The organism is Streptomyces sp. NPDC026417 (genome assembly GCF_055567695.1).
In genome coordinates this window covers 1-20364 of the sequence record NZ_JBVHPY010000031.1, presented here as the reverse complement: position 1 = coordinate 20364, position 20364 = coordinate 1, and the positions used below count along the sequence as shown (strand labels likewise).

18 protein-coding genes are annotated in these 20364 nt (G+C 71.7%); 15 read left to right on the top strand and 3 right to left on the bottom strand.

Going from position 1 to position 20364, the window contains the following annotated elements:
• The first annotated feature begins 75 nt into the window (after positions 1-75).
• Together ACZ4NT_RS34160 and ACZ4NT_RS34155 are read left to right on the top strand one after the other, a co-directional pair.
• A complete protein-coding gene (locus tag ACZ4NT_RS34160; protein ID WP_121403960.1) occupies positions 76-1086 on the top strand; it encodes a helix-turn-helix transcriptional regulator in 1011 nt (336 codons plus the stop codon).
• 380 nt (positions 1087-1466) lie between these two features.
• The gene (locus tag ACZ4NT_RS34155) at positions 1467-1685 is read left to right on the top strand and encodes an I78 family peptidase inhibitor (RefSeq protein ID WP_121403962.1); all 219 of its coding nucleotides are present in this window, start codon (positions 1467-1469) and stop codon (positions 1683-1685) included.
• A gap of 115 nt (positions 1686-1800) precedes the next feature.
• On the opposite strand, the gene ACZ4NT_RS34150 is transcribed toward ACZ4NT_RS34155, so the two are convergent.
• Positions 1801-2823, bottom strand: coding sequence for a phosphatase PAP2 family protein (locus tag ACZ4NT_RS34150; RefSeq protein WP_121403964.1), 1023 nt, complete (start codon positions 2821-2823; stop codon positions 1801-1803).
• Positions 2824-3324: 501 nt separating this feature from the next.
• Between ACZ4NT_RS34150 and ACZ4NT_RS34145 the strand changes: the two genes are divergently transcribed.
• Both ACZ4NT_RS34145 and ACZ4NT_RS34140 read left to right on the top strand, forming a co-directional pair.
• The gene (locus tag ACZ4NT_RS34145; protein ID WP_121403966.1) at positions 3325-4950 is read left to right on the top strand and encodes an MFS transporter; all 1626 of its coding nucleotides are present in this window, start codon (positions 3325-3327) and stop codon (positions 4948-4950) included.
• Positions 4951-5142: 192 nt separating this feature from the next.
• Positions 5143-6333 carry an acyl-CoA dehydrogenase family protein gene (locus ACZ4NT_RS34140; protein ID WP_121403967.1) on the top strand — a complete coding sequence of 397 codons (1191 nt, stop codon included), beginning with the start codon at positions 5143-5145 and terminating at the stop codon, positions 6331-6333.
• 54 nt (positions 6334-6387) lie between these two features.
• Here ACZ4NT_RS34140 and ACZ4NT_RS34135 read toward each other — a convergent pair whose 3' ends face one another.
• Entirely contained in the window at positions 6388-6825 is a 438-nt protein-coding gene (locus ACZ4NT_RS34135; protein WP_121403969.1) for a cell division protein SepF, read from the bottom strand.
• A gap of 290 nt (positions 6826-7115) precedes the next feature.
• On the opposite strand from ACZ4NT_RS34135, the gene ACZ4NT_RS34130 reads away from it, so the two are divergent.
• Entirely contained in the window at positions 7116-8312 is a 1197-nt protein-coding gene (locus tag ACZ4NT_RS34130) for a DUF5685 family protein (RefSeq protein WP_467728993.1), read from the top strand.
• Between the two features lie 69 nt (positions 8313-8381).
• On the opposite strand, the gene ACZ4NT_RS34125 is transcribed toward ACZ4NT_RS34130, so the two are convergent.
• A complete protein-coding gene (locus ACZ4NT_RS34125; RefSeq protein WP_467728991.1) occupies positions 8382-9341 on the bottom strand; it encodes an ABC transporter substrate-binding protein in 960 nt (319 codons plus the stop codon).
• A gap of 505 nt (positions 9342-9846) precedes the next feature.
• On the opposite strand from ACZ4NT_RS34125, the gene ACZ4NT_RS34120 reads away from it, so the two are divergent.
• The 10 genes from ACZ4NT_RS34120 to ACZ4NT_RS34075 form a co-directional block, all read left to right on the top strand.
• Complete coding sequence (locus ACZ4NT_RS34120; protein WP_467728989.1) at positions 9847-10692, top strand: amino acid ABC transporter permease; 846 nt, start codon at positions 9847-9849, stop codon at positions 10690-10692.
• Positions 10689-12461, top strand: a complete 1773-nt coding sequence (locus tag ACZ4NT_RS34115) for an FAD/NAD(P)-binding protein (RefSeq protein WP_467728987.1) — start codon at positions 10689-10691, stop codon at positions 12459-12461. The genes ACZ4NT_RS34120 and ACZ4NT_RS34115 overlap by 4 nt, the downstream gene beginning before the upstream one ends.
• 228 nt (positions 12462-12689) lie before the next feature.
• Positions 12690-13580, top strand: a complete 891-nt coding sequence (locus tag ACZ4NT_RS34110) for an amino acid ABC transporter permease (RefSeq protein WP_467728985.1) — start codon at positions 12690-12692, stop codon at positions 13578-13580.
• Positions 13577-14377, top strand: coding sequence for an amino acid ABC transporter ATP-binding protein (locus tag ACZ4NT_RS34105; protein ID WP_121403981.1), 801 nt, complete (start codon positions 13577-13579; stop codon positions 14375-14377). The genes ACZ4NT_RS34110 and ACZ4NT_RS34105 overlap by 4 nt, the downstream gene beginning before the upstream one ends.
• 53 nt (positions 14378-14430) lie before the next feature.
• Positions 14431-15402 carry an ABC transporter substrate-binding protein gene (locus tag ACZ4NT_RS34100; protein WP_467728983.1) on the top strand — a complete coding sequence of 324 codons (972 nt, stop codon included), beginning with the start codon at positions 14431-14433 and terminating at the stop codon, positions 15400-15402.
• A 119-nt stretch (positions 15403-15521) separates the two neighbouring features.
• A complete protein-coding gene (locus ACZ4NT_RS34095) occupies positions 15522-16601 on the top strand; it encodes an LLM class flavin-dependent oxidoreductase (RefSeq protein WP_121403985.1) in 1080 nt (359 codons plus the stop codon).
• Complete coding sequence (locus ACZ4NT_RS34090) at positions 16598-17908, top strand: NtaA/DmoA family FMN-dependent monooxygenase (RefSeq protein WP_121403987.1); 1311 nt, start codon at positions 16598-16600, stop codon at positions 17906-17908. Before ACZ4NT_RS34095 ends, ACZ4NT_RS34090 begins: the two co-directional genes overlap by 4 nt.
• A 4-nt stretch (positions 17909-17912) precedes the next feature.
• Positions 17913-18695 (top strand): DUF1684 domain-containing protein, encoded by a 783-nt coding sequence (locus ACZ4NT_RS34085; protein WP_467728980.1) that lies wholly within the window; start codon positions 17913-17915, stop codon positions 18693-18695.
• A 236-nt stretch (positions 18696-18931) separates the two neighbouring features.
• Positions 18932-19837 (top strand): alpha-lytic protease prodomain-containing protein, encoded by a 906-nt coding sequence (locus ACZ4NT_RS34080; RefSeq protein WP_121403990.1) that lies wholly within the window; start codon positions 18932-18934, stop codon positions 19835-19837.
• Between the two features lie 165 nt (positions 19838-20002).
• Positions 20003-20364, top strand: a 362-nt coding sequence (locus ACZ4NT_RS34075; RefSeq protein WP_467728978.1) for an SPFH domain-containing protein, incomplete at its 3' end; no start/stop codon positions are given.

The window sequence follows — 20364 nt, the reverse complement described above, 5'->3', positions numbered from 1 at the left end:
CCGCCGGCCGGGCCTGCGGGCGCCCGACGCATTCGCGGACCGCCGCTGTCCGCAAGGGCTGGCAGACTCGGCGGCATGTTGGAGACATCGGCACGACTGCTGCGCCTGCTGTCACTGCTGCAGGCGCACCGCGAGTGGTCCGGCGCCGACCTGGCGGACCGCCTCGGGGTCACGCCCAGGACCGTCCGCCGTGACGTGGACCGGTTGCGCGAGCTCGGCTACCCCGTCAACGCCAGCCCGGGGACGGGCGGCGGCTACCAGCTCGGCGCGGGCGCCGAACTGCCGCCCCTGCTGCTGGACGACGACGAGGCGGTGGCGGTGGCCGTCGGGCTGCGCCAGGCCGCGGGACAGGGCATCGAGGGCATCGGCGAGACGTCCGTCCGCGCCCTCGCCAAGCTGGAACAAGTGCTGCCGCACCGGCTGCGCCGCCGCGTCGGCGCCCTGAACGCCTTCACCGTGCCGATGCTGCGCGGTCCGCAGGCCTCCACGGTCGACCCCGCGGTGCTCACCGAACTCGCCAACGCCTGCCGGGACTGCGAACGGCTGCGCTTCGAGTACCTCGACCACGACGGCGCCCCGACGCGGCGGACGGTGGAGCCGCACCGGCTGGTGTGCTCCGAGCGCCGCTGGTACCTGTTCGCCTGGGACGTCGACCGCGACGACTGGCGCACCTTCCGCGCGGACCGCATCACGCCCAAGCCACCCCACGGTCCGCGCTTCACCCCCCGTACCCCGCCCGCCGAGGACCTGGCGGCACACGTCTCTCAAGGGGTCTCCACGCGCGCGTACGCCTCCCACGCGGTCGTCCGGCTGCTCGTGCCGCACCACGAGGCGGCGGAGCGCGTCTCGCCCTCGGCCGGGACGCTGGAGCCGGAGGGCGAGCACAGCTGTCTGCTGCGCACCGGGGCGGCGAGCATCGAGCTGATGGTCGTTCACATCCTGATGATGGACTTCCCCTTCGAGGTGGTCGAACCGCCCGCCCTGCTCGATGCGATCACAGTGGCCCGGGACCGTCTGACGGCCGCTCTCGACCGGAGCCGGCCGGCGGGCTCCGCTCCTGCCCAGGGCGGGTTCCCGGCGGCGTGATCGACCCCTGCCGAAGCCGACGCGCCGACGCTCGCGCCACCCCTCGGTCCGACCGCGGGCGTGCCGCGGTTCCGTCGTGGAACCGCGTATTCCTGTGCGGCGCCGGTTTGCGCGAGGCCCCGCGGATTCGACGCCGAAAGGGCGGGCCGCGCGCGGGCGTCCGGTCATTCGCGCAGCCAATTCGGGGCATTGCGAAACCGGCCGGGAATTGCCCGTCATGGCTTCCGGAACACCCGCGGAACCCCTCGAACGTGTGACGGAGTTAGGCCGAAACGCGTGTCGTGATCCTGTGACAGAAGTGTGACCGCAGGGGGACGCGTGACGCTTGGTGGCCGGTTCGGGCTTCCCCGGCCGCGGGCCGCGGGCCTAACGTGGGCCGCATGGCACCCGATCCCACCACCCCGCCCGCAGAGCCCGAGGACAGCCCGGACACCTATGTCGGACTGGAGGCGAGAAACGCCGAGGACCGGGCCCGCGAGCGCGGCTGGTCCACGGTGCGCGCGCTCCCGCCGGGCGCGATCATCACCATGGAGTACCGCGTGGGACGGCTGAACTTCGAGGTCGCCGACGGTACGGTCACCCGCTGCTGGAAGGGCTGACGGCGCCGCTCCCGGCGTGGGGAGCACCGCACGGCGAAGGCCCCCGGCTCGTCAGGAACCGGGGGCCTTCGGCAGGCGGGGAGAGGTGGTGCGTACCGGCCCCGCCGTCTGCGGCTCAGCCGCCCGTGACCGGGCGGGCCGAGGTGCCGGTGGTGCGCGGCGCGCGGTCCGAGTGCGGCGGCCGACGACTGCCGGCCGGGGTGACGGGGGTGCGCTCCGAGCGGGTGGTGTGCGGGCCTGGGGCCAGATGCACCGCCGCCCGGGGCGGGCGGCCGGCGAGCGTCTCGCGGGCCGGGGACTCCCCCTCCTGGACGGTGGGCTGCGTGACCATGACGGGCGCCCCGACGGGGGTGGGGGCCGGCGCCGGGACGGTACCGCCGCGGCGGCCGCGCCAGGCGTCCCGCAGGGTGAAGATCCAGGCCTCGGCGCGGGCGATCAGCGGCTCGAACCACGGCAGCGCCAGCAGGATCAGCAGACCCGCGGCCCAGCCCAGGAGCACGTCGCTCAGCCAGTGCGTACCGAGGTAGACGGTGGTCAGGCCGACGCCGAGCGAGGTCACCGCCGACAGGGCGGACAGCCAGCGCCGGGCACGCGGGGTCGAGGCCAGATACGCCAGGATTCCCCAGGTCACCACGGCGTTCGCGGTGTGGCCCGAAGGAAATATGTCGCCGCCGAGTCCCATCTCGTTGGAGCCGATGGTGATGGCGTAGTGCGGTCCGAGGCGGCCCATGCCGATCTTCGCGGCACCGACCGTCACGTTCAGCAGTAGCAGCGACGCACCGAGCGTCAGCAGGGGGCGCAGGGTGTGCTGCCGCCAGGAACGCCAGCCGAGCCAGGCGCAGACCATCACGGCGGTGGGGCCGCGCTGGCCGAGCACCACGTAGTAGTCGAGGAACGCGTGGATCTCCGGCCACTGCTGGTACGGCCGGAAGAACATGACCTGCCAGTCGAAGCGGACCAGCCACGACGTGATCGCGACGGCCCACACGATGGCCAGGTAGAAGGCCAGGGTCGCGGCGAAGAGCACGACCCTGTGCCGGCTCATCTCCGGTACGGGGATGTGGGCCGGCCGTTCCGGCTCACGGTCCAGCCGGGCGAAGACCCGCTCCAGACGGGTGAGGTTTCGTTCGGTACGCACTCAATCGACGTTACAGCGAGTGAGCTGTGGACCCGCCCGATTCACTGGGTTTGTGATGACGATGTGATGTGGGATTGCTCTCAGCGGGGGATTTATTTCTGTGGTTTGCCTATTCGTATGCAGGTTCGGCCTTCAATTCCTTTGATCATTTGGTGTCGTCGTTTTTTGGCTCTTATGAATTCGTTCACCGACCGTGGGTGCGGAATTCCCCCGCCGCTCACCCCGGGACCGGCGCCGGCCCGCGGGGCCGCTCGGTGACCGGCCCCGCACACTGTGTCGCCGACCAGGGCGAACGGGGGCCCGGGCGTGGCGCACACCACACCGTCCGCGTCGCGAACGTGAGAGGTCCGCCACGCGACACCCGGCGGAACTCGCGTACGCTGACCGTTCACTCGCCTTTCGTTGCGTGGGCCCGGGAGCCGCTCCTTCCGCGCCGCAGCCGCAGGGAGTCCCCACCCCGCGGTTTCCGCCGAGGCGAGGGAACATCTGGGAGGTACGTACATGTCCGGGACGACCACGGCCGCTGCGCGTTGCCGTCGGGAGGCCGGGGCCGGTGCCAACCGCTGGGTCGTCCTCGTGGTGCTGTGCGTCAGCCTGCTTCTCGTCGCCGTCGACGCCACCGTGCTCCATGTCGCGGTACCGGCCGTCACCGAGGACCTCAGGCCGGGCGGCATCGAGCTGCTCTGGATCGTCGACGTCTACCCACTCGTCTGCGCCTCGCTCCTCATCCTCTTCGGCACGCTGGGTGACCGCGTCGGCCGCAGACGGATCCTGCTCCTCGGCTACGCCCTCTTCGGTGTCGCCTCGGCCGTCGCCGCCTTCGCCGACACCGCGCAGGTGCTGATCGCGGCCCGCGCCCTGCTCGGCGTCGGCGGCGCGATGATCATGCCCGCGACGCTGTCGATCCTGCGCCAGGTCTTCCCCGACCGGCGCGAGCGCGCCCTCGCGATCGGCATCTGGAGTGCGGTCGCCGCCGTCGGGGCGGCCGTGGGCCCCCTGCTCGGCGGCTTCCTTCTGGAGCACTTCTGGTGGGGCTCCGTCTTCCTGGTCAACATCCCGCTGATGCTGATCAGCCTCCCCGTCGGACGCTGGCTGCTGCCCGAGTCCACCGGTGACCGCAACGGCCCCTGGGACGTCGTGGGCGCGCTGATGGCGGCCGCGGGACTGTTCGGAGCCGTCTTCGGCGTGAAGCGTCTCGGTGGCGGGGAACCGCCGCTCAGCCCCGTCACGCTGGTGCCGCTGCTGCTCGGCGGCCTGCTGCTCTTCGGCTTCGTCCGGCGCCAGCGGCGGCGTGCGCAGCCGCTCGTCGATCTGCGGATGTTCGCGCGGCCCGCCTTCAGCACGTCGGTCGGCTGCATCGTCCTCGCCATGCTCGCGCTGGTCGGCCTGGAGCTGATCGCCGCGCAGTACCTCCAGCTCGTGCTGGACCTGTCGCCCCTGGAGACCGGACTGCGGCTGCTGCCGCTCACCGTCGCCGCGATGGCGGCGGGACTGGCCGGAGCCAACATGCTGCGCCGCTTCGGTCCCCGCACGATGGTCTCCCTCGGCTTCTGCGTCACCGCGGCAGCGGTGATCATCCTGACCGCGATGGGCGCGCACGACAACGCGGGCCTGCTGCTCTTCGGCTTCGTGCTGCTCGGTTTCGGTCTGGAGACCACGCTCTTCGGCGCCTACGAGTCGATGCTCAGCGAGGCGCCTCCCGCGCAGGCCGGCGGGGCCGCCGCGATCGGCGAGACCTCCTACCAGCTGGGCGCCGGCATCGGCATCGCGCTGCTGGGCAGCGTGATGAACGCGGCCTACACCCCCGGGCTGTCCTCGGTTCCCGGAGTGCCGGCCGCCGACTCGGCCGCCGCCGGGCACTCGCTGGGCGAGGCGTACGAGGTGGCCGCGCGCCTGGGCGGGCCCACGGGTGCGGCCCTGCGGCACGCCGCCCGGGACTCCTTCGTGCACGGGTTGCACGTGACGCTGCTGGTGAGCGCGGGTCTGCTGCTGCTCGGGGCCGTGATGGCGCTGCGACTCCCGCGTGTCATGGAGTGCGGGGCGCCTGCGGCGGGGCCGGCCGAGGTGCCCGCGCCCCGGGAGGCCGCCGATTCCCGGGAGGTCCGGGAGTCGCGCGTCTCCGCCTAGGCCGACCGGGCCGAGCGGGCCTTCGGTCCGCTGGTGCCCGCCCGCGTACGCGTTCGCCCCTGGGCGCCGTTCGCCCGGGGGACTCGGGTTCACCGCCGGCCGCGGGCTCTGGACTTGCGGGGTGCCGCCTCGTAACGTCGGGCCCGAAGTCGTGACTAACACTGCTAGTTTTTGCGTGCCGGAGGTTCTGCCATGTCCGCGTCCTCGAAGTTGCCGTCGTTCGACCCCGCCGATCCGCTGGGGATCGACGATCTCCTGGACGCGGAGGATCTGGCGATCCGCGACACCGTGCGGACGTGGGCGGCGGACCGGGTCCTGCCGTACGTCGCCGACTGGTACGAGAAGGGCGAGCTGCCGGGCATCCGCGAGCTGGCCCGGGAACTGGGCGGGATCGGGGCCCTCGGGATGTCGCTGGAGGGGTACGGGTGCGCGGGCGCCAGTGCCGTGCAGTACGGGCTGGCCTGCCTGGAACTGGAGGCCGCCGACTCCGGTATCCGCTCGCTCGTCTCCGTGCAGGGCTCGCTCGCCATGTACGCGATCCACCGCTTCGGGTCCGAGGAGCAGAAGCAGCGCTGGCTGCCCGCCATGGCCGCCGGAGAGGTCATCGGGTGCTTCGGGCTCACCGAACCCGATCACGGCTCCGACCCGGCGGGCATGCGGACCCACGCCAAGCGCGACGGCGGCGACTGGGTGCTCAACGGGCGGAAGATGTGGATCACCAACGGGTCGGTCGCCGGCGTCGCCGTGGTCTGGGCGCAGACCGACGAGGGGATCCGCGGGTTCGTCGTGCCCACCGACGTGCCCGGCTTCTCGGCGCCCGAGATCAAGCACAAGTGGTCGCTGCGGGCGTCCGTCACCAGCGAGCTGGTCCTGGAGGACGTACGGCTGCCCGCCGACGCGGTGCTGCCCGAGGTCACCGGGCTCAAGGGCCCGCTCAGCTGCCTCTCGCACGCGCGGTACGGAATCGTGTGGGGCTCGATGGGCGCCGCACGGGCCAGCTTCGAGTCCGCCCTCGCGTACGCCGTCTCGCGTGAGCAGTTCGGACGGCCCATCGGGGGCTTCCAGCTCACCCAGGCCAAGCTCGCCGACATGGCGGTCGAACTGCACAAGGGGATCCTGCTCGCCCACCACCTAGGCCGGCGCATGGACGCCGGACGCCTGCGTCCCGAACAGGTCAGCTTCGGCAAGCTGAACAACGTGCGCGAGGCCATCGAGATCTGCCGCACGGCGCGGACGATCCTGGGCGCCAACGGGATCTCGCTCGAGTACCCGGTCATGCGGCACGCCACGAACCTGGAGTCGGTGCTCACCTACGAGGGCACCGTCGAGATGCACCAGCTCGTGCTGGGCAAGGCGCTCACCGGTCTCGACGCCTTCCGGTGAACAGGGTCCCCGTGACCGGTGCACCGGAAGGCGGGGCCGGTGAGCGGCCCTGCCTCAGCTCTGGTTGAAGAAGCCGTCCGCCGGACGGCCCGCCGCCTCGCCGCTGACGATCTCCGTGTTGGCGGGAGTCAGCAGGAAGACACGGGTGGCGACCCGCTCGATGGTGCCGCGCAGGCCGAAGGTCAGGCCGGCCGCGAAGTCCACCACGCGCTTGGCGTCGGCGGGCTCCATGGACGTGAGGTTCATGATGACCGGGACACCGTCCCGGAAGAGCTCGCCGATGCCGCGCGCGTCCCGGAAACTGTCCGGGGTCACCGTGCCGATCCGGCGGCCCTTCTCCTCGGCCGTCTCGGAAGCGACCTTCACGCGCGGGTCGGTGACCCAGGCCTCGCCGGACTCCTGTCCTTCGGCGTAGTCGTCGTCGTAGTAACGCTCGTCATCGTTGTCGTCGACGAGGCCAAGCCAGGCACTCGCCTTGCGCACCGATCCCATGGACGCCTCCTCTCACAGCGGTCTTTCTTGCTTTCCGCATCCCCATGGTCGTCCATGATGCGGATGTCGCGCCAAGTGGATAGACGCCGCGCGGGGGTTTCGTGACGGTACTGGTGCACAGCGAATCCGTCGAGAGCCCGCGTTTCCCAAGGGTCGTGATGTAAACGGCTGCTGACTAGGAGTGAAATATGATTCTTCACGGCGTACGGGTGACGAGGGGTGCGTACGGGTGAACGAAGCGGCCGATACGATGCCGCAGCTCAACGTCGTTCGAGACACGGGGGAGTGTCGTGTTCGGAATCGTCCGGCCCTGCAGGCATCGCCTGACGGAGGGTCTGAAGACGCAGTGGATGGCGCATTTGTGCGGACTGTGCCTCGCGCTGCGCGGGGACCACGGTCAGTTCGCCAGGGTCGTCACCAATTATGACGGTCTGCTCATCTCGGTTCTGACGGAGGCTCAGGCCGGGACCGCCACCGGGTGGCGGCGCACCGCCGGGCCCTGTCCGCTGCGCGGCATGCGCACGGCGTCCGTCGCACAGGGGGAGGGCGCGCGGCTCGCGGCGGCCGTCTCGCTGGTCCTGGCCGCCGCCAAGGTCCGGGACCATGTCGCCGACGGCGACGGTCTCCTGGCGCGGCGCCCCGTGGCGCTCGCCGCGCGCCGGGTCGCCGCGGGCTGGGGCAGGGCCGGTGCGCGTTCCGGCACGGCCGTCGGCTTCGACACCGCCGTCCTCGTCGACGCCGTGGACCGGCAGATCGGCATCGAGGCACTCGCCGGACCGGGGACGTCGCTGCTCACCGTCACCGAGCCGACCGAGACCGCGACCGCCGCGGCCTTCGCGCACACCGCGGTCCTCGCCGGGCGCCCCGGCAACGCGGCACCGCTCGCCGAGGCCGGCCGTCTCTTCGGGCGGCTCGCGCATCTGCTGGATGCCGTGGAGGACAGGGAGGCCGATGCCGCGTCGGGTGCGTGGAACCCCCTGACGGCCACCGGCACCCCGCTCACCGAGGCCCGCCGGCTCGCCGACGACGCGCTGCACGGAATCCGGCTCGCGCTGCGCGAGGTCGAGTTCACCGACGCCAAGCTGGCGCATGTGCTCCTCGCGCACGAGCTGGCCCGGTCCGTGGACCGCGCCTTCGGGACGGCGGCGTGCGGTCACGAGGCCGGGCACGGCGGGGCGGAGGCCGCGTTCGGTCCGCCTCCGCAGCACGGCGGACCCTCCGACACACGGAATCCGTACACCCCCGGCAATCCCTTCGGCGGCGGCCCCTCGCTCCGGCCGCCGGGCCCGGGCAGGCGCGGGCTGTGGGCCGGGTGTGCCGCGGCGATCGGCCTGTGCTGCACGTGCAAGGTGTGCTGTGCCGACGAGTACGAGGGGCCGTGGTCGCGGCAGCGGCGCGAGGGCTGGTGCAACAACTGCGACTGCGACTGCTGCGATTGCTGCGAGGGCTGCTCGTGCTGTGAGTGCTGTTCCTGCTGCGACTGCTGAGCCGTGCCGCCCGGGGTCTTCCGCGATCGGAGGCCCCGGGCGTACTGACCAGTTCTCGGTCCCGGCGTCTCAGTCCTTGATCTCCGGCGGAGAGATCTGCGACTTCTCGATGCCCGAGCCGGTCGTCCCCCACTTCTTGAGGATCTTCCGGTAGGTCCCGTCGGCGATCAGCCGGTTCACCGCGGCCTGGAAGGCGGGGGCCAGCTTCGTGCCCTTCTTGAAGACGAAGCCGACGTCGAGCCGGTGGAACTCGTTGAGGAACTTGACGCCGTCCTGGTGGGCGACCGCGTAGCGCAGACCGTTGATCGTGCTCATCACGACATCGCTGCGCCCCTGTTGCAGGGAGGACCAGATCGCCCCCTGCTCGCTGTAGGTCTGCACCTTGTACGCCTTCCGGCCGGCGGCCGTGCAGACCTTCTTGTTCTGCTCCAGTGTCGCCTCGAAGGTCGTCCCCGCGCCCGTCGCGACGTTCAGCCCGCACAGCTGCTTGAGATCGGTGACCTTGGTGAGCTTGCTGTCCTTGCGGGTCGCGAAGCCCTGGCCGTCGTTGACGTAGGTGACGAAGTCGATCGTCCTGCGCCGCTCGTCGGTCACCCCGAAGTTGCTGGCCCCGAAGTCGTACTTGCCGCTGCCGAGCGCCGGGAGGATCGCCTCGAAACTGGCGGCCTCGCGCTTCAGTTCGATGCCGAGCGTCTTGGCCACCGCGTTCGCGAAGTCGACGTCCTGGCCGGTCAGGGTCCTGCCGTCCTTCAGATAGGAGGTGCCCGGGGGCTGCCCGGAGACGCTGACCGCGACGGTGAGCCGGTCGACGCCGGACGGCAGCAGCGCGGCGGCCGCGGGGTCCTCGGTGACCGAGGAGACGACGTCCGTCGTCGGGATGCCGTCGCTGTCGGCCGCGGCCCCGGCCGCACCCGCGGCGGCCGTGCCGTCCGGGTCGCCGGAACCGCACGCCGTGAGAAGCAGCGTCGCGGACGTGATCAGGGCAAACGGGATCAAAAGACGGCGGTGGGGCCGCGAGGACGTGCTCATGGCGTACGGATCTCCTGAACAGGCAGAAGGAGGAGGGCGCGTGGGCGGGCGGCCGGGCCCGGCCGCCCGGGTCACGGGCGGGCGCCGGAGCGCGGCTGCGGCAAGGCGGCGAGATGGCGCGAGGGGAGGCGCCGGGTACGCGTGTGAAGGCGTGGGAGGACGGCGCTCAGGCGCCGGAGAAACGCAGAGGGCGCCCCGGAAGAAGGGCGCCGGCGGTCAGCTCAACAGGACGAGGACCACACTCGACCGAAGTCGATGTGGGAGCGGGTGACCAGCCACTGCTGCGGATGCATGGGCCAAGTGGAACAGGCATCCGATTCGGCGTCAACTGAGTTGAGACGTAGCGCTCACAGTGTGGACACCCTTGACAGCGGGGGGAAACGCCCCCGTACTCTCGGCGGACGGCCCTGCTGAGGGGCTCGGCCGTACGGCGCCCTCGCGGCGCCCCGTGTGACCTGTGTGAAGGCACCACCCGTGTTCGACCGACGCATCACGGAGCCTTCGCATGTCCTCCGACACCCTCACCAAGGTGGCCGTACCGCACGAGGCGGCGCCTTCACGCATCGTTCCGCGCCGCCGCCCCGGCCAGTGGACCGCCGCAGTCGTCGTCCTGGTTCTGCTCGGGCTCGCCGTCAACTCCGTCGTCCGCAACGAGGCGTTCCAGTGGGACGTCGTGGGGGACTACTTCACCTCGGCCTCGGTGCTGCGCGGCCTCGGGCTCACCCTCTGGCTCACCGCGCTCGTGATGACGCTCGGCTTCGCGCTGGGCACCCTGCTCGCCGCGGGCCGGCTGTCCGCCAATCCCGTGCTGCGGTCCGTGAGTTGGGGATACGTCTGGCTCTTCCGGTCGATGCCGATCCTGGTGCAGCTGCTCTTCTGGTTCAACATCGGGGCGCTGTACCCGCAGATCCTCGGCGTGAAGACGGTCGATCTGCTCGGTCCGGTCACCGTCGCGATCGTCGGCCTCACCCTGCACGAGGCCGCCTACGCCGCCGAGGTGGTGCGCGGCGGCATCCTCTCCGTCGACCCCGGCCAGATCGAGGCCGCCGAGGCGCTCGGGCTGAGCCGGTGGCGCCGCTGGTGGCGGATCGTGCTGCCGCAGGCGATGCGCTCCATCGTGCCGCCGGCCGGGAACATGCTGATCGGCACCCTCAAGGGCACCTCCATCGTCAGCGTCATCGCCGTCCAGGACCTGCTCTACTCGGTGCAGCTGGTCTACCACCGCACCTACCAGGTCATGCCGCTCCTGATGGTGGCCACCCTCTGGTACGTCATCGTCACCTCGGTGCTCAGCGTCGGCCAGTACTACGTGGAGAAGCACTACGCCCGCGGTTCGGAGCGCAGCCGATGAGCGCCCCGGGGGCGGAGCGCCCGTCTCTCGTCATCGTCGGTGCCGGACCGCGCGGGACCGGGCTGCTGGAGCGGATCGCCGCCAACGCGTCGGAGCTGTACGCCGGTTCGGGTCTCGACATCCATCTGGTCGACCCCTATCCGCCGGGCGGCGGACGCATCTGGCGGGAGGAGCAGTCGCCGCTCCTGTGGATGAACTCGCAGGCCCAGGACGTCACCATGTTCACCGACGAGAGCGTCGGCATGGCGGGGCCCGTCCGGGAGGGGCCCACGCTGCACGAATGGGCCGGCCTCGACGGGCGCACCTTCGCGGACCGGCAGCGGCAGGGCGCCTACCTGCGCTGGGTGTTCGAGCAGACGGTCGCCGCGCTGCCGCCGGGTATCGCCGTCCACCACCACGCCCGGCGGGCCCTGCGCGTCGAGGGCCCACGCGACGGCCGGCAGCGGGTGTGGCTGGAGGGGCGCGCGCGTCCGCTCGCAGCCGACCTCGTCGTCCTGACCCTCGGGCACCTGGATGCCGAGCTCGACGCCGAGCAGAGCGCGTTGGCCGCTCATGCCGACGCCCACGGGCTGGTCCACCTGCCGCCGGACTTCACCGCCGACAGCGACCTGTCCGCGCTCGCCCCCGGTGAGCCGGTCCTCGTACGCGGCTTCGGACTGGCCTTCGTCGACCTGGTCGTGCTCCTCACCGAGGGGCGCGGCGGACGCTACGAACAAGGGGAGTACGTCCCCTCCGGGCGCGAACCCGTCCTGCACGTCGGCTCCCGGCGCGGCGTCCCCTACCACTCCAAGATCGGCTACGACTGGGAGGGCGAACGGCCGCCCCTGCCGCGCTTCCTGGGGCCCGCCGAGATCGACGCGCTGCTCGCGCGGCCGGAGGGCTTCGACTTCCACCGCGACGTGTGGCCCCTGGTCGAGAAGGAACTGGGCTTCGCGCACTACCACCGGCTGTTCACGGCGCACTCCGAGCGGACCCGCATCGCCTGGTCCGACTTCGAGGCGGCGTACGCGACCGGGAGTGCCGAGGAGATCCGGGCGCTGGTGGCCTCCGCCGTACCCGACCCCGCCGACCGGCTGGACCTCGCCGCCCTCGACCGCCCGCTCGACGGGGTGCGGTACGCCTCCTCCGAGGAACTCCAGGAAGGGGTGCGCGGCTACATCGAGCGCGATCTGACGCGTCGTCATGATGCCGCCGCCAGCCCGGACCTGGCCGTCTTCCTCGGGCTGCTCTCGGTCTACGGGCAACTGGTGCGGCTCGGCGACATCGGCTCCTGGTGGCACGGCTTCTTCAGCTTCCTGGCGTCCGGGCCGCCCGGCCCCCGGCTGCGGCAGCTGCAGGCCCTCTCGCGAGCCGGAGTCCTCACCTTCGTCGGCGCGGACATGACCGTCGCCGCCGAGGACGGGGTGTTCCGGGCGCGCAGTGCCACCGTGCCCGGTGCGGTGACCGAGACCCGCGCGCTGGTCGAGGCGCGGCTGCCGCAGCCCACGGTCGAGCGCACCAGCGACGGTCTGCTGCGCGCCCTGTACGCCGAGGGAGCGGCGGCGACCCCCGAGGGGCTGCTCGCCGTGGACCCCGCCGACGGACGGATACTGGACCGCTCGGGTGCCCCGCACCCCAGGCGCTTCGCGCTCGGCCCGCACACCGACGCCCGGGGTTCGGGCGCCTTCACCCGGCCGCGCACCGGCGGCCCCGCCTTCCGGCAGAACGACGCCGCGGCCCGCGCCGCACTGGCGTTCCTGCGCGCGCTGTCCTGTCGCATCGCCGCCTGACGTCGCCCGACGGCCGCCGGTTCCGCGAGCGACCGGTGCGGCACCGGCCGCCACCGCCGGTCCGCCGGGCCACCGTCCCCGCCCTCCGCCCTGCCGCCGCGTCAGCGGGGGCGTGGTGCCCCCACCGCGTCGGCCGTGTCCCACCCGGCCGACACGGCGGACGGCGATCGGCCCGTTCCGCCCCGCCCCCCCCGCTGCCCCGCTCCCTTCCACCTTGCCGAGGAACCCATGTCCCTGACCAGCGATCCACCCCGCCCACCCCTCGCCGCACCGGCTGCCGACCCGGACGACCTCGGCGCGCTCAAGGTCGTGCCCGTCCGCCACCCCTGGCGCTGGGCGGCGGTCGTCGCGACCGCCGTGCTCCTCGCGCAGTTCGTGCACGGACTCGCCACCAACTCCGGCTGGGAGTGGGAGGTGTTCGCCGAGTTCTTCACGGCGGACGTGATCCTCGACGCGGTCTGGATCACCCTGCAACTGACCTTCTACGGAACGGCGCTGGGGTTCGCGCTCGGCATCGTCCTCGCCTTCATGCGGCTGTCGGCCAGCCCGTTCCTCAAGGCGGTGGCCTTCGCGTACATCTGGGCCTTCCGCTCCATCCCGCTGATCGTGCAGCTGCTGTTCTGGTTCAACCTGGCCTACCTCTACAAAGAGCTGCAGTTCGGTATCCCCTTCGGGCCCGGCTTCTTCTCCTTCGACACGATGGGCCTGGTCGGGGCGATGAGCGCGGCGGTCCTCGGGCTCGCCCTGCACCAGGCCGCCTATGCGGCCGAGATCGTCCGGGGCGGCGTCCTGGCCGTCGACTCCGGACAGCTGGAGGCGGCCGCCGCCCTCGGCATCCCGAAGCTCAGGCAGATCCGCCGGATCGTCCTGCCGCAGGCGATGCGCTCGATCCTGCCGAACGCGGCCAACGAGGTGATCTCCCTCTTCAAGGGCACCTCGATCGTCTCGGTCATGGCGATCGGCGAGCTCTTCTACCAGGTCCAGGTGATCTACGGGCGCAACGGCCGGGTCGTTCCGCTGCTGATGGTCGCCACCGCCTGGTACATCCTCCTGACCACGGCGCTCTCGATCCTCCAGCACTACGTCGAACGTCACTTCGCGAAGGGAACCGCCCGATGAGCGCGCCCACGAAGGCCGCCGGCACGCCCGGCACGGCCGCCGCCATGGTCGACGTCAAGTCGGTCCACAAGAGCTTCGGTTCGCTGGAGGTGCTCAAGGGCGTCGACCTGGAGGTGCGGGCCGGCGAGGTCACCGTGATCCTCGGCCCCTCCGGTTCCGGCAAGTCGACGCTGCTGCGTACCATCAACCACCTGGAGAAGGTGGACCGCGGCTGGATCAGCGTCGACGGTTCGCTCGTCGGCTACCGGCGTTCCGGGGACAAGCTGTACGAACTGCGCGAGCGCGAGATCCTCAGGCAGCGCACCCGGATCGGCTTCGTCTTCCAGAACTTCAACCTGTTCCCGCACCTCACCGTGCTGGACAACATCGTCGAGGCGCCGGTGTCCGCGCTGAAGCGCCCGCGCAGGGCCGCCGCCGAGACCGCGCGCAGACTGCTCGACCGGGTCGGACTCGCCGACAAGGCCGACGCCTACCCCAGGCAACTGTCCGGCGGGCAGCAGCAGCGCGTCGCCATCGCCCGCGCGCTCGCGCTGGAACCGAAGCTGCTGCTCTTCGACGAGCCGACCTCGGCACTCGACCCCGAACTGGTCGGCGAGGTCCTCGACGTCATCAAGGACCTCGCGCACCAGGGCACCACGATGATCGTCGTCACCCACGAGATCGGCTTCGCCCGCGAGGTCGCCGACACCGTCGTCTTCATGGACGACGGCCGCATCGTCGAGCAGGGCCCGCCCGGCGACGTACTCGACCGCCCGCGGCACGAACGCACCCGGGCGTTCCTCTCCAAGGTCCTGTGACCCCACCCCTTCCTTCCACCGTCAAGTACCGCGCACTCATGAGGAGTTCCACCATGCTGTCCCGACGCACCCTCGCCGCCTCCCTCGCCGCGCTCGTCGCCGCTCCACTGCTCAGCGCCTGCGGCGGTGACAGCGACGCGGCGACCGGGACGGGCACGTCCGGCACCCGCAAGGTCGGCGACATCAACATCGGCCCGGACCAGCACCGCATCCGGGGTGAGAAGGTCGACGAGATCGCCGCGCTCGTACCGGCGGAGATCCGCAGGAGAGGCACGCTCAAGCTCGGCCAGAGCGCCGACGCCTCGCCGCCGCTCGGCTTCTACGCGACCGACGACAAGACGCGCATCGGCTCCGAGATCGACCTCGCCACGCTGGTCGCCGACACCCTCGGCCTGAAGCTCGACAACGACGAGGTCTCCTGGGAGAACCTCTTCGTCGGACTCGACAGCGGCAAGTTCGACGCCGTCTTCTCCAATGTCACCGTCACCGAGGAGCGCAAGGAGAAGTACGACTTCGCGACCTACCGCCTCGACAACATCGCCTTCGAGGCGAAGAAGGGCACCTCCTGGAAGGTCGAGAAGCCCGCGGACGTGGCGGGCAAGACCATCGCCGTGTCCTCCGGAACCAACCAGGAGAAGATCCTCGTCGACTGGAGCCGGCAGAACGAGAAGGCGGGCCGCAAGCCCGTCTCCATCAAGTACTTCCAGAAGGACACGGACTACTACCTGGCGCTCCAGTCCGGCCGCATCGACGCCTACCTCGGCCCGAGCCCGTCCGCCGCCTACCACGTGGCGTCCGCGGGTCAGAGCGAGATCGTCGGGACGCTCTCCGGCGCGGGCGACAAGCTCCAGGGCAAGATCGCCGCGACCACGAAGAAGGACAGCGGTCTCGTCGACGCGTACGCGGCGGCCCTGGACCACGTGATCGAGGACGGCTCCTACGCGCGCGTGCTCAAGCGCTGGGGACTGACCAGCGAGGCCGTGCAGAAGTCCGAGATCAACCCGCCCGGTCTCCCCAAGGCCTGAGGCGCCGCCGGCGGTCGCGCACCCCGTGCGACCGCCGGTCACCCCGTCCGCCGTCCGACCGCCCGCCGCCACGGCCGCGGGCGGTCTTCCCCCCCCCCACCACCGGAAAGGCTCACCCCATGACCGCACCGAACGGCCGGGGGCTCCTGCACCTGGCCGCCGCCCTCGACCAGGAGGCGGTCCACGACGCCGCTCCCTACGTGGAGTTGGCCCGGCTCGCGGAGCGCGGTGCCCTCGACTTCGTGACCCTCGGCGACACCTTCGCGCGCCCCGGGCCCGACGCACTCGCCGTCCTGTCCCGGGTCGCCCCGGCCACCACGCGGATCGGCCTGGTGCCGACCGTGACGACCACACACACCGAGCCCTTCCACGTCCAGGCGGCCGTGGCGACCCTCGACTGGGTCAGCCGCGGCCGGGCGGGCTGGCACATCGACGTGTCGACGACCGAGGGCGAGGCCCGGCTGTTCGGGCGGCGCCACGCCGCGCCCGCCGAGGCGCTGTGGGAGGAGGCCGGCGAGGTCGCCGACGTGGCCACCCGGCTCTGGGACAGCTGGGAGGACGACGCCGAGATACGCGACGAGGCGACCGGCCGCTTCATCGACCGCGACAAGCTGCACCACGTCGACTTCGAAGGGACCACCTTCTCCGTGAAAGGGCCCTCGATCGTGCCGCGGCCCCCGCAGGGCCACCCCGTCCGGGTCGTCGACGCGACCGAGGGGATCGCCCGGCAGACCGCCGCACGCCACGCGGACGTGGCCGTGGTCCGCGTCGTGAACGCCGACCGGGCCCGTGCCGTACGCGCCGAACTGCGGGACGCGGCGGCCCGCTCCGGCCGCGACCCCGACTCGCTGCGCGTCCTCGTCGGCCTCACCGTCGACCTCGGCGACGGCGAACACGCGGCGGACCCGGGGCACGGCGGCGGCGGACCCCGGCAGACCGCCCGTGGCCCGCTGTACCGCGGCGGCCCCGTGGACCTCGCCGAACTGATCGCCGGCTGGCACGAGGCAGGCGCCGCCGACGGCTTCCACCTCACGCCCGCCGAGCCGCGCCGCGACCTGGAGCGGCTCGTGAACGGCACGGTCGCGCTGCTCCAGCACCGCGGCCTGTTCCGCACCTTCTATCCGGGCAGCACGCTCAGGGAACACCTGGGGCTGGCGCGGCCCGTCAACCAGTACGCCGTGGCAGGGGGGACGTCATGACCGCCGGTCCGTCCGCGCGCAAGCAGATCCACCTGGCGGCCCATTTCCCGGGCGTCAACAACACCACCGTGTGGGCCGATCCGCGGTCCCGGTCGCAGATCGACTTCACCTCCTTCGAACACCTCGCCCGTACGGCCGAACGCGGTCTGTTCGACTTCTTCTTCCTCGCCGAGGGGCTGCGGCTGCGTGAGCACAAGGGGCGCATCCACGATCTCGACGTCGTGGGCAGGCCCGAGTCCCTCACCGTCCTCAACGCCCTCGCCGCCGTCACCGAGCGGCTGGGGCTCGCCGCCACGGTCAACGCCACCTTCAACGAGCCGTACGAACTCGCCCGCCGGCTCGCCACCCTGGACCATCTGAGCGGCGGCCGGGCCGCCTGGAACGTGGTCACCTCCTCCGACGCCTTCACCGGCGAGAACTTCCGGCGCGGCGGCTACCTCGACCGGGCCGAGAGATACACGCGCGCCTCCGAATTCGTCGCGACGGCACGGGAGTTGTGGGACTCCTGGACGCCGGACGGCGTGCCGCGCCCGTTCGCCCACCGGGGCCGGCACTTCGACATCGCGGGCGAGTTCACCGCGCCCCGCTCCCCGCAGGGGCACCCCGTCGTGATCCAGGCCGGGGACTCGCCGGAGGGACGGGAGTTCGCCGCGGCCGCCGCCGACGTCATCTTCACCCGGCACGGCACGCTGGAGGCGGGCAGGCGGTTCCACGCCGATGTGAAGGGGCGGCTCGCGGCGTACGGGCGCGCACCCGAGGACCTCAAGATCATGCCCGGTGTCACGGTCGTGCTGGGCGACACGGCCGCCGAGGCCCAGGAGCGGGCGGCCGAAATTCGCCGCCGGCAGGTCTCCCCGCAGAACGCGATCCTCGCGCTGGAACAGGTCTGGGGCGTCGACCTCTCCGCGTACGACCCGGACGGGCCGCTGCCCGAGATCGACCCGGTGCCGGACTCGCAGCTCGCGCAGGGCAGGACGCGGCTCGGCGATCCCTTCGCCATCGCCGCCGGGTGGCGTGCCCTGGCGCGCGAGAAGGGACTGTCCATCCGGGAGACCGTGATCGAGGCGACCGGACGGCAGTCCTTCATCGGCACCCCGGAGGCGGTGGCCGCCGATCTCGACGAGTTCGTGCAGACGGACGCCGCGGACGGCTTCATCCTCGTCCCGCATCTGACACCGGGCGGGCTCGACGAGTTCGTGGACCGGGTGGTCCCGCTGCTCCAGGAGCGGGGCGCCTTCCGTACGGAATACACCGGGACGACGCTGCGCTCGCACCTCGGGTTGCCGGATCCGGTATGGAAAGGTTGATCACATGACGACGGACGCATCCCAGGACTGGAAGCACTGGCACGAGCAGCGCACCGAGACGGTGGCCGCGCCCTACGGCCCGCTCTCCCTCACGGGCACGCACTGGCTGGAGGACTATCCGGAGGGTCGACTTCCGGACATCCCGGGGCAGTGGGCCGCCGACGGCGACGCCGTGGTGCTGACGGCCCGGGAGGCCGACGGCCTCACCGTCGACGGAGCGCCCTTCGCCGGCGAGGTCCGGCTGGTCGCCGACACGGGACCGGTCGCCTCCGCACGGGTCGGTCTCGGCGAGCGCCGGCTCGTCGTCCTCGTCCGCGAGGAGGTCTGGGGGGTACGCGATTTCGACCCGGCGTCGCCGGCCCGGACGGGCTTCCGGGGCATCGACGCCACGCCGTACGACGCGCGCTGGTCGGTGCCGGGGCATTTCACGCCCTACGGCGAGAACCGCACCGTGCGGGTCGAGAACGTGGACGGGCGGACGCGGGGGCTGGGGCTCGGCGGGGTGCTCGCCTTCACGCTCGACGGGCAGGATCTGACCCTCCAGGTGTCGGTCGAGGCCGACGGCTCGCTCTGGGCCGTCTTCGCCGACACGACCAGCGGGAACGGCAGCTACCGCTTCCGCTTCCTGCGTCCCGCCGCGCCCGACGCCGAGGGCGGTACGACGGTTGATTTCAACCGTTCACTCCTGCCCCCGTGCGCCTTCGCCGACCACTTCGTCTGTCCCTTCCCGCCGCCGGGCAACACGCTGCACACGGCGGTCGAGGCGGGGGAGCGCAGGGTGCTCTGAACCCGCGGGGGGAGCCGGGGCCCGCCCGTGGGCCGGCGATCAACCGCTGTGGGACGAGAGCAAGTTGAACACTGCACGGCCGAAAGGCGCCCTTGCGCCGGTCGGCCGTGCGGCCGAATACTCCCCCTCAGCGCTTGTCAGGAGCACGCCTTGTTCGGAATCCGGACAGACCCTGGCTGCGCCTCACGGGCCCCGACCCCACGCGGGCCCCCGACTTCCCTTCGGAGGAACGACACGTGAGGATCAAGCGCACCACCCCCCGTAGCGGCATATCGAGACGGTCCCGGCTGATCGCCGTGAGCACCGGGCTCGTGGCCGCCGCATCGTTCGCGGTCCCCAACGCGAGCGCGTCCGACGTGCACACCTTCAGCGCCACCCAGCTGAGCAAGGTGAACGCGTCGGTGCTCAACTCCGACATCGCAGGCACCGCCTGGGCGGTCGACCAGAAGACGAACCGTGTCGTCGTCACCGTCGACAGCACGGTGTCGAAGGCCGAGATCGCGCAGATCAAGCGGGACGCCGGCGCCAACGCCGACGCTCTCACCATCAAGCGCACCCCGGGCAAGTTCAACAAGCTGATCTCCGGCGGCGACGCGATCTATGCGAGTAGCTGGCGCTGCTCGCTGGGCTTCAACGTCCAGGACAACAGCGGGAACTACTACTTCCTGACCGCCGGTCACTGCACCGACGGCGCGGGCACCTGGTGGTCCAACTCCGGGCACACCACCACGCTCGGCTCGACCACGGGCTCCAGCTTCCCGACGAACGACTACGGCATCGTCCGGTACTCCACGAGCTACACCGGCACCAAGTCGGGCGCCGTGGGCAGCCAGGACATCACCCGGGCGGCCACGCCGACCGTCGGCACGACCGTCTACCGCCGCGGCTCCACGACCGGCACGCACAGCGGCCGGGTCACCGCGCTCAACGCGACGGTCAACTACGGTGGCGGCGACGTCGTCTACGGCATGATCCAGACCACGGTCTGCGCCGAGCCCGGCGACTCCGGCGGCCCGCTGTACGGCGGCACCACCGCCTACGGTCTGACCTCCGGCGGCAGCGGCAACTGCTCCTCCGGCGGTACGACGTTCTTCCAGCCGGTCACCGAGGCCCTGAGCGCCTACGGGGTCCACGTCTACTAGGACCGGGCGCACCGCACCTCGCAGGCACCCGCTCGGCCGGACTCCGGCCGGCAGCGGGCGAGCCCCCGCACGCAACCGGCGTGCGGGGGCTCGCCCTTGTCCGGTGGCGGGGCTACCGTCGACCTACATGCCTGATGCGTCCACACCGGACCCCGGGGGGCCGTGATGGTCGAGGAACTGGTGGTCGCGGGAGCGTCCGTCGCGTCCGCGGGAGTGGTCTACGTGATGGCGGCGGCCCGCGTCGTCAAACAGTACGAACGGGGCGTGGTGCTCCGGCTCGGCAGGCTGAGGTCCGGGGTGCGCGGGCCCGGGTTCACCCTGATCGTTCCCTTCGTGGACCGGCTGCGCAAGGTGAACATGCAGATCGTCACGATGCCGGTGCCGGCGCAGGACGGCATCACCCGGGACAACGTCACGGTCCGGGTGGACGCTGTCATCTACTTCAAGGTGGTGGACGCCGCCGACGCCGTCGTCCAGGTCGAGGACTACCGCTTCGCGGTCTCCCAGATGGCGCAGACCTCACTGCG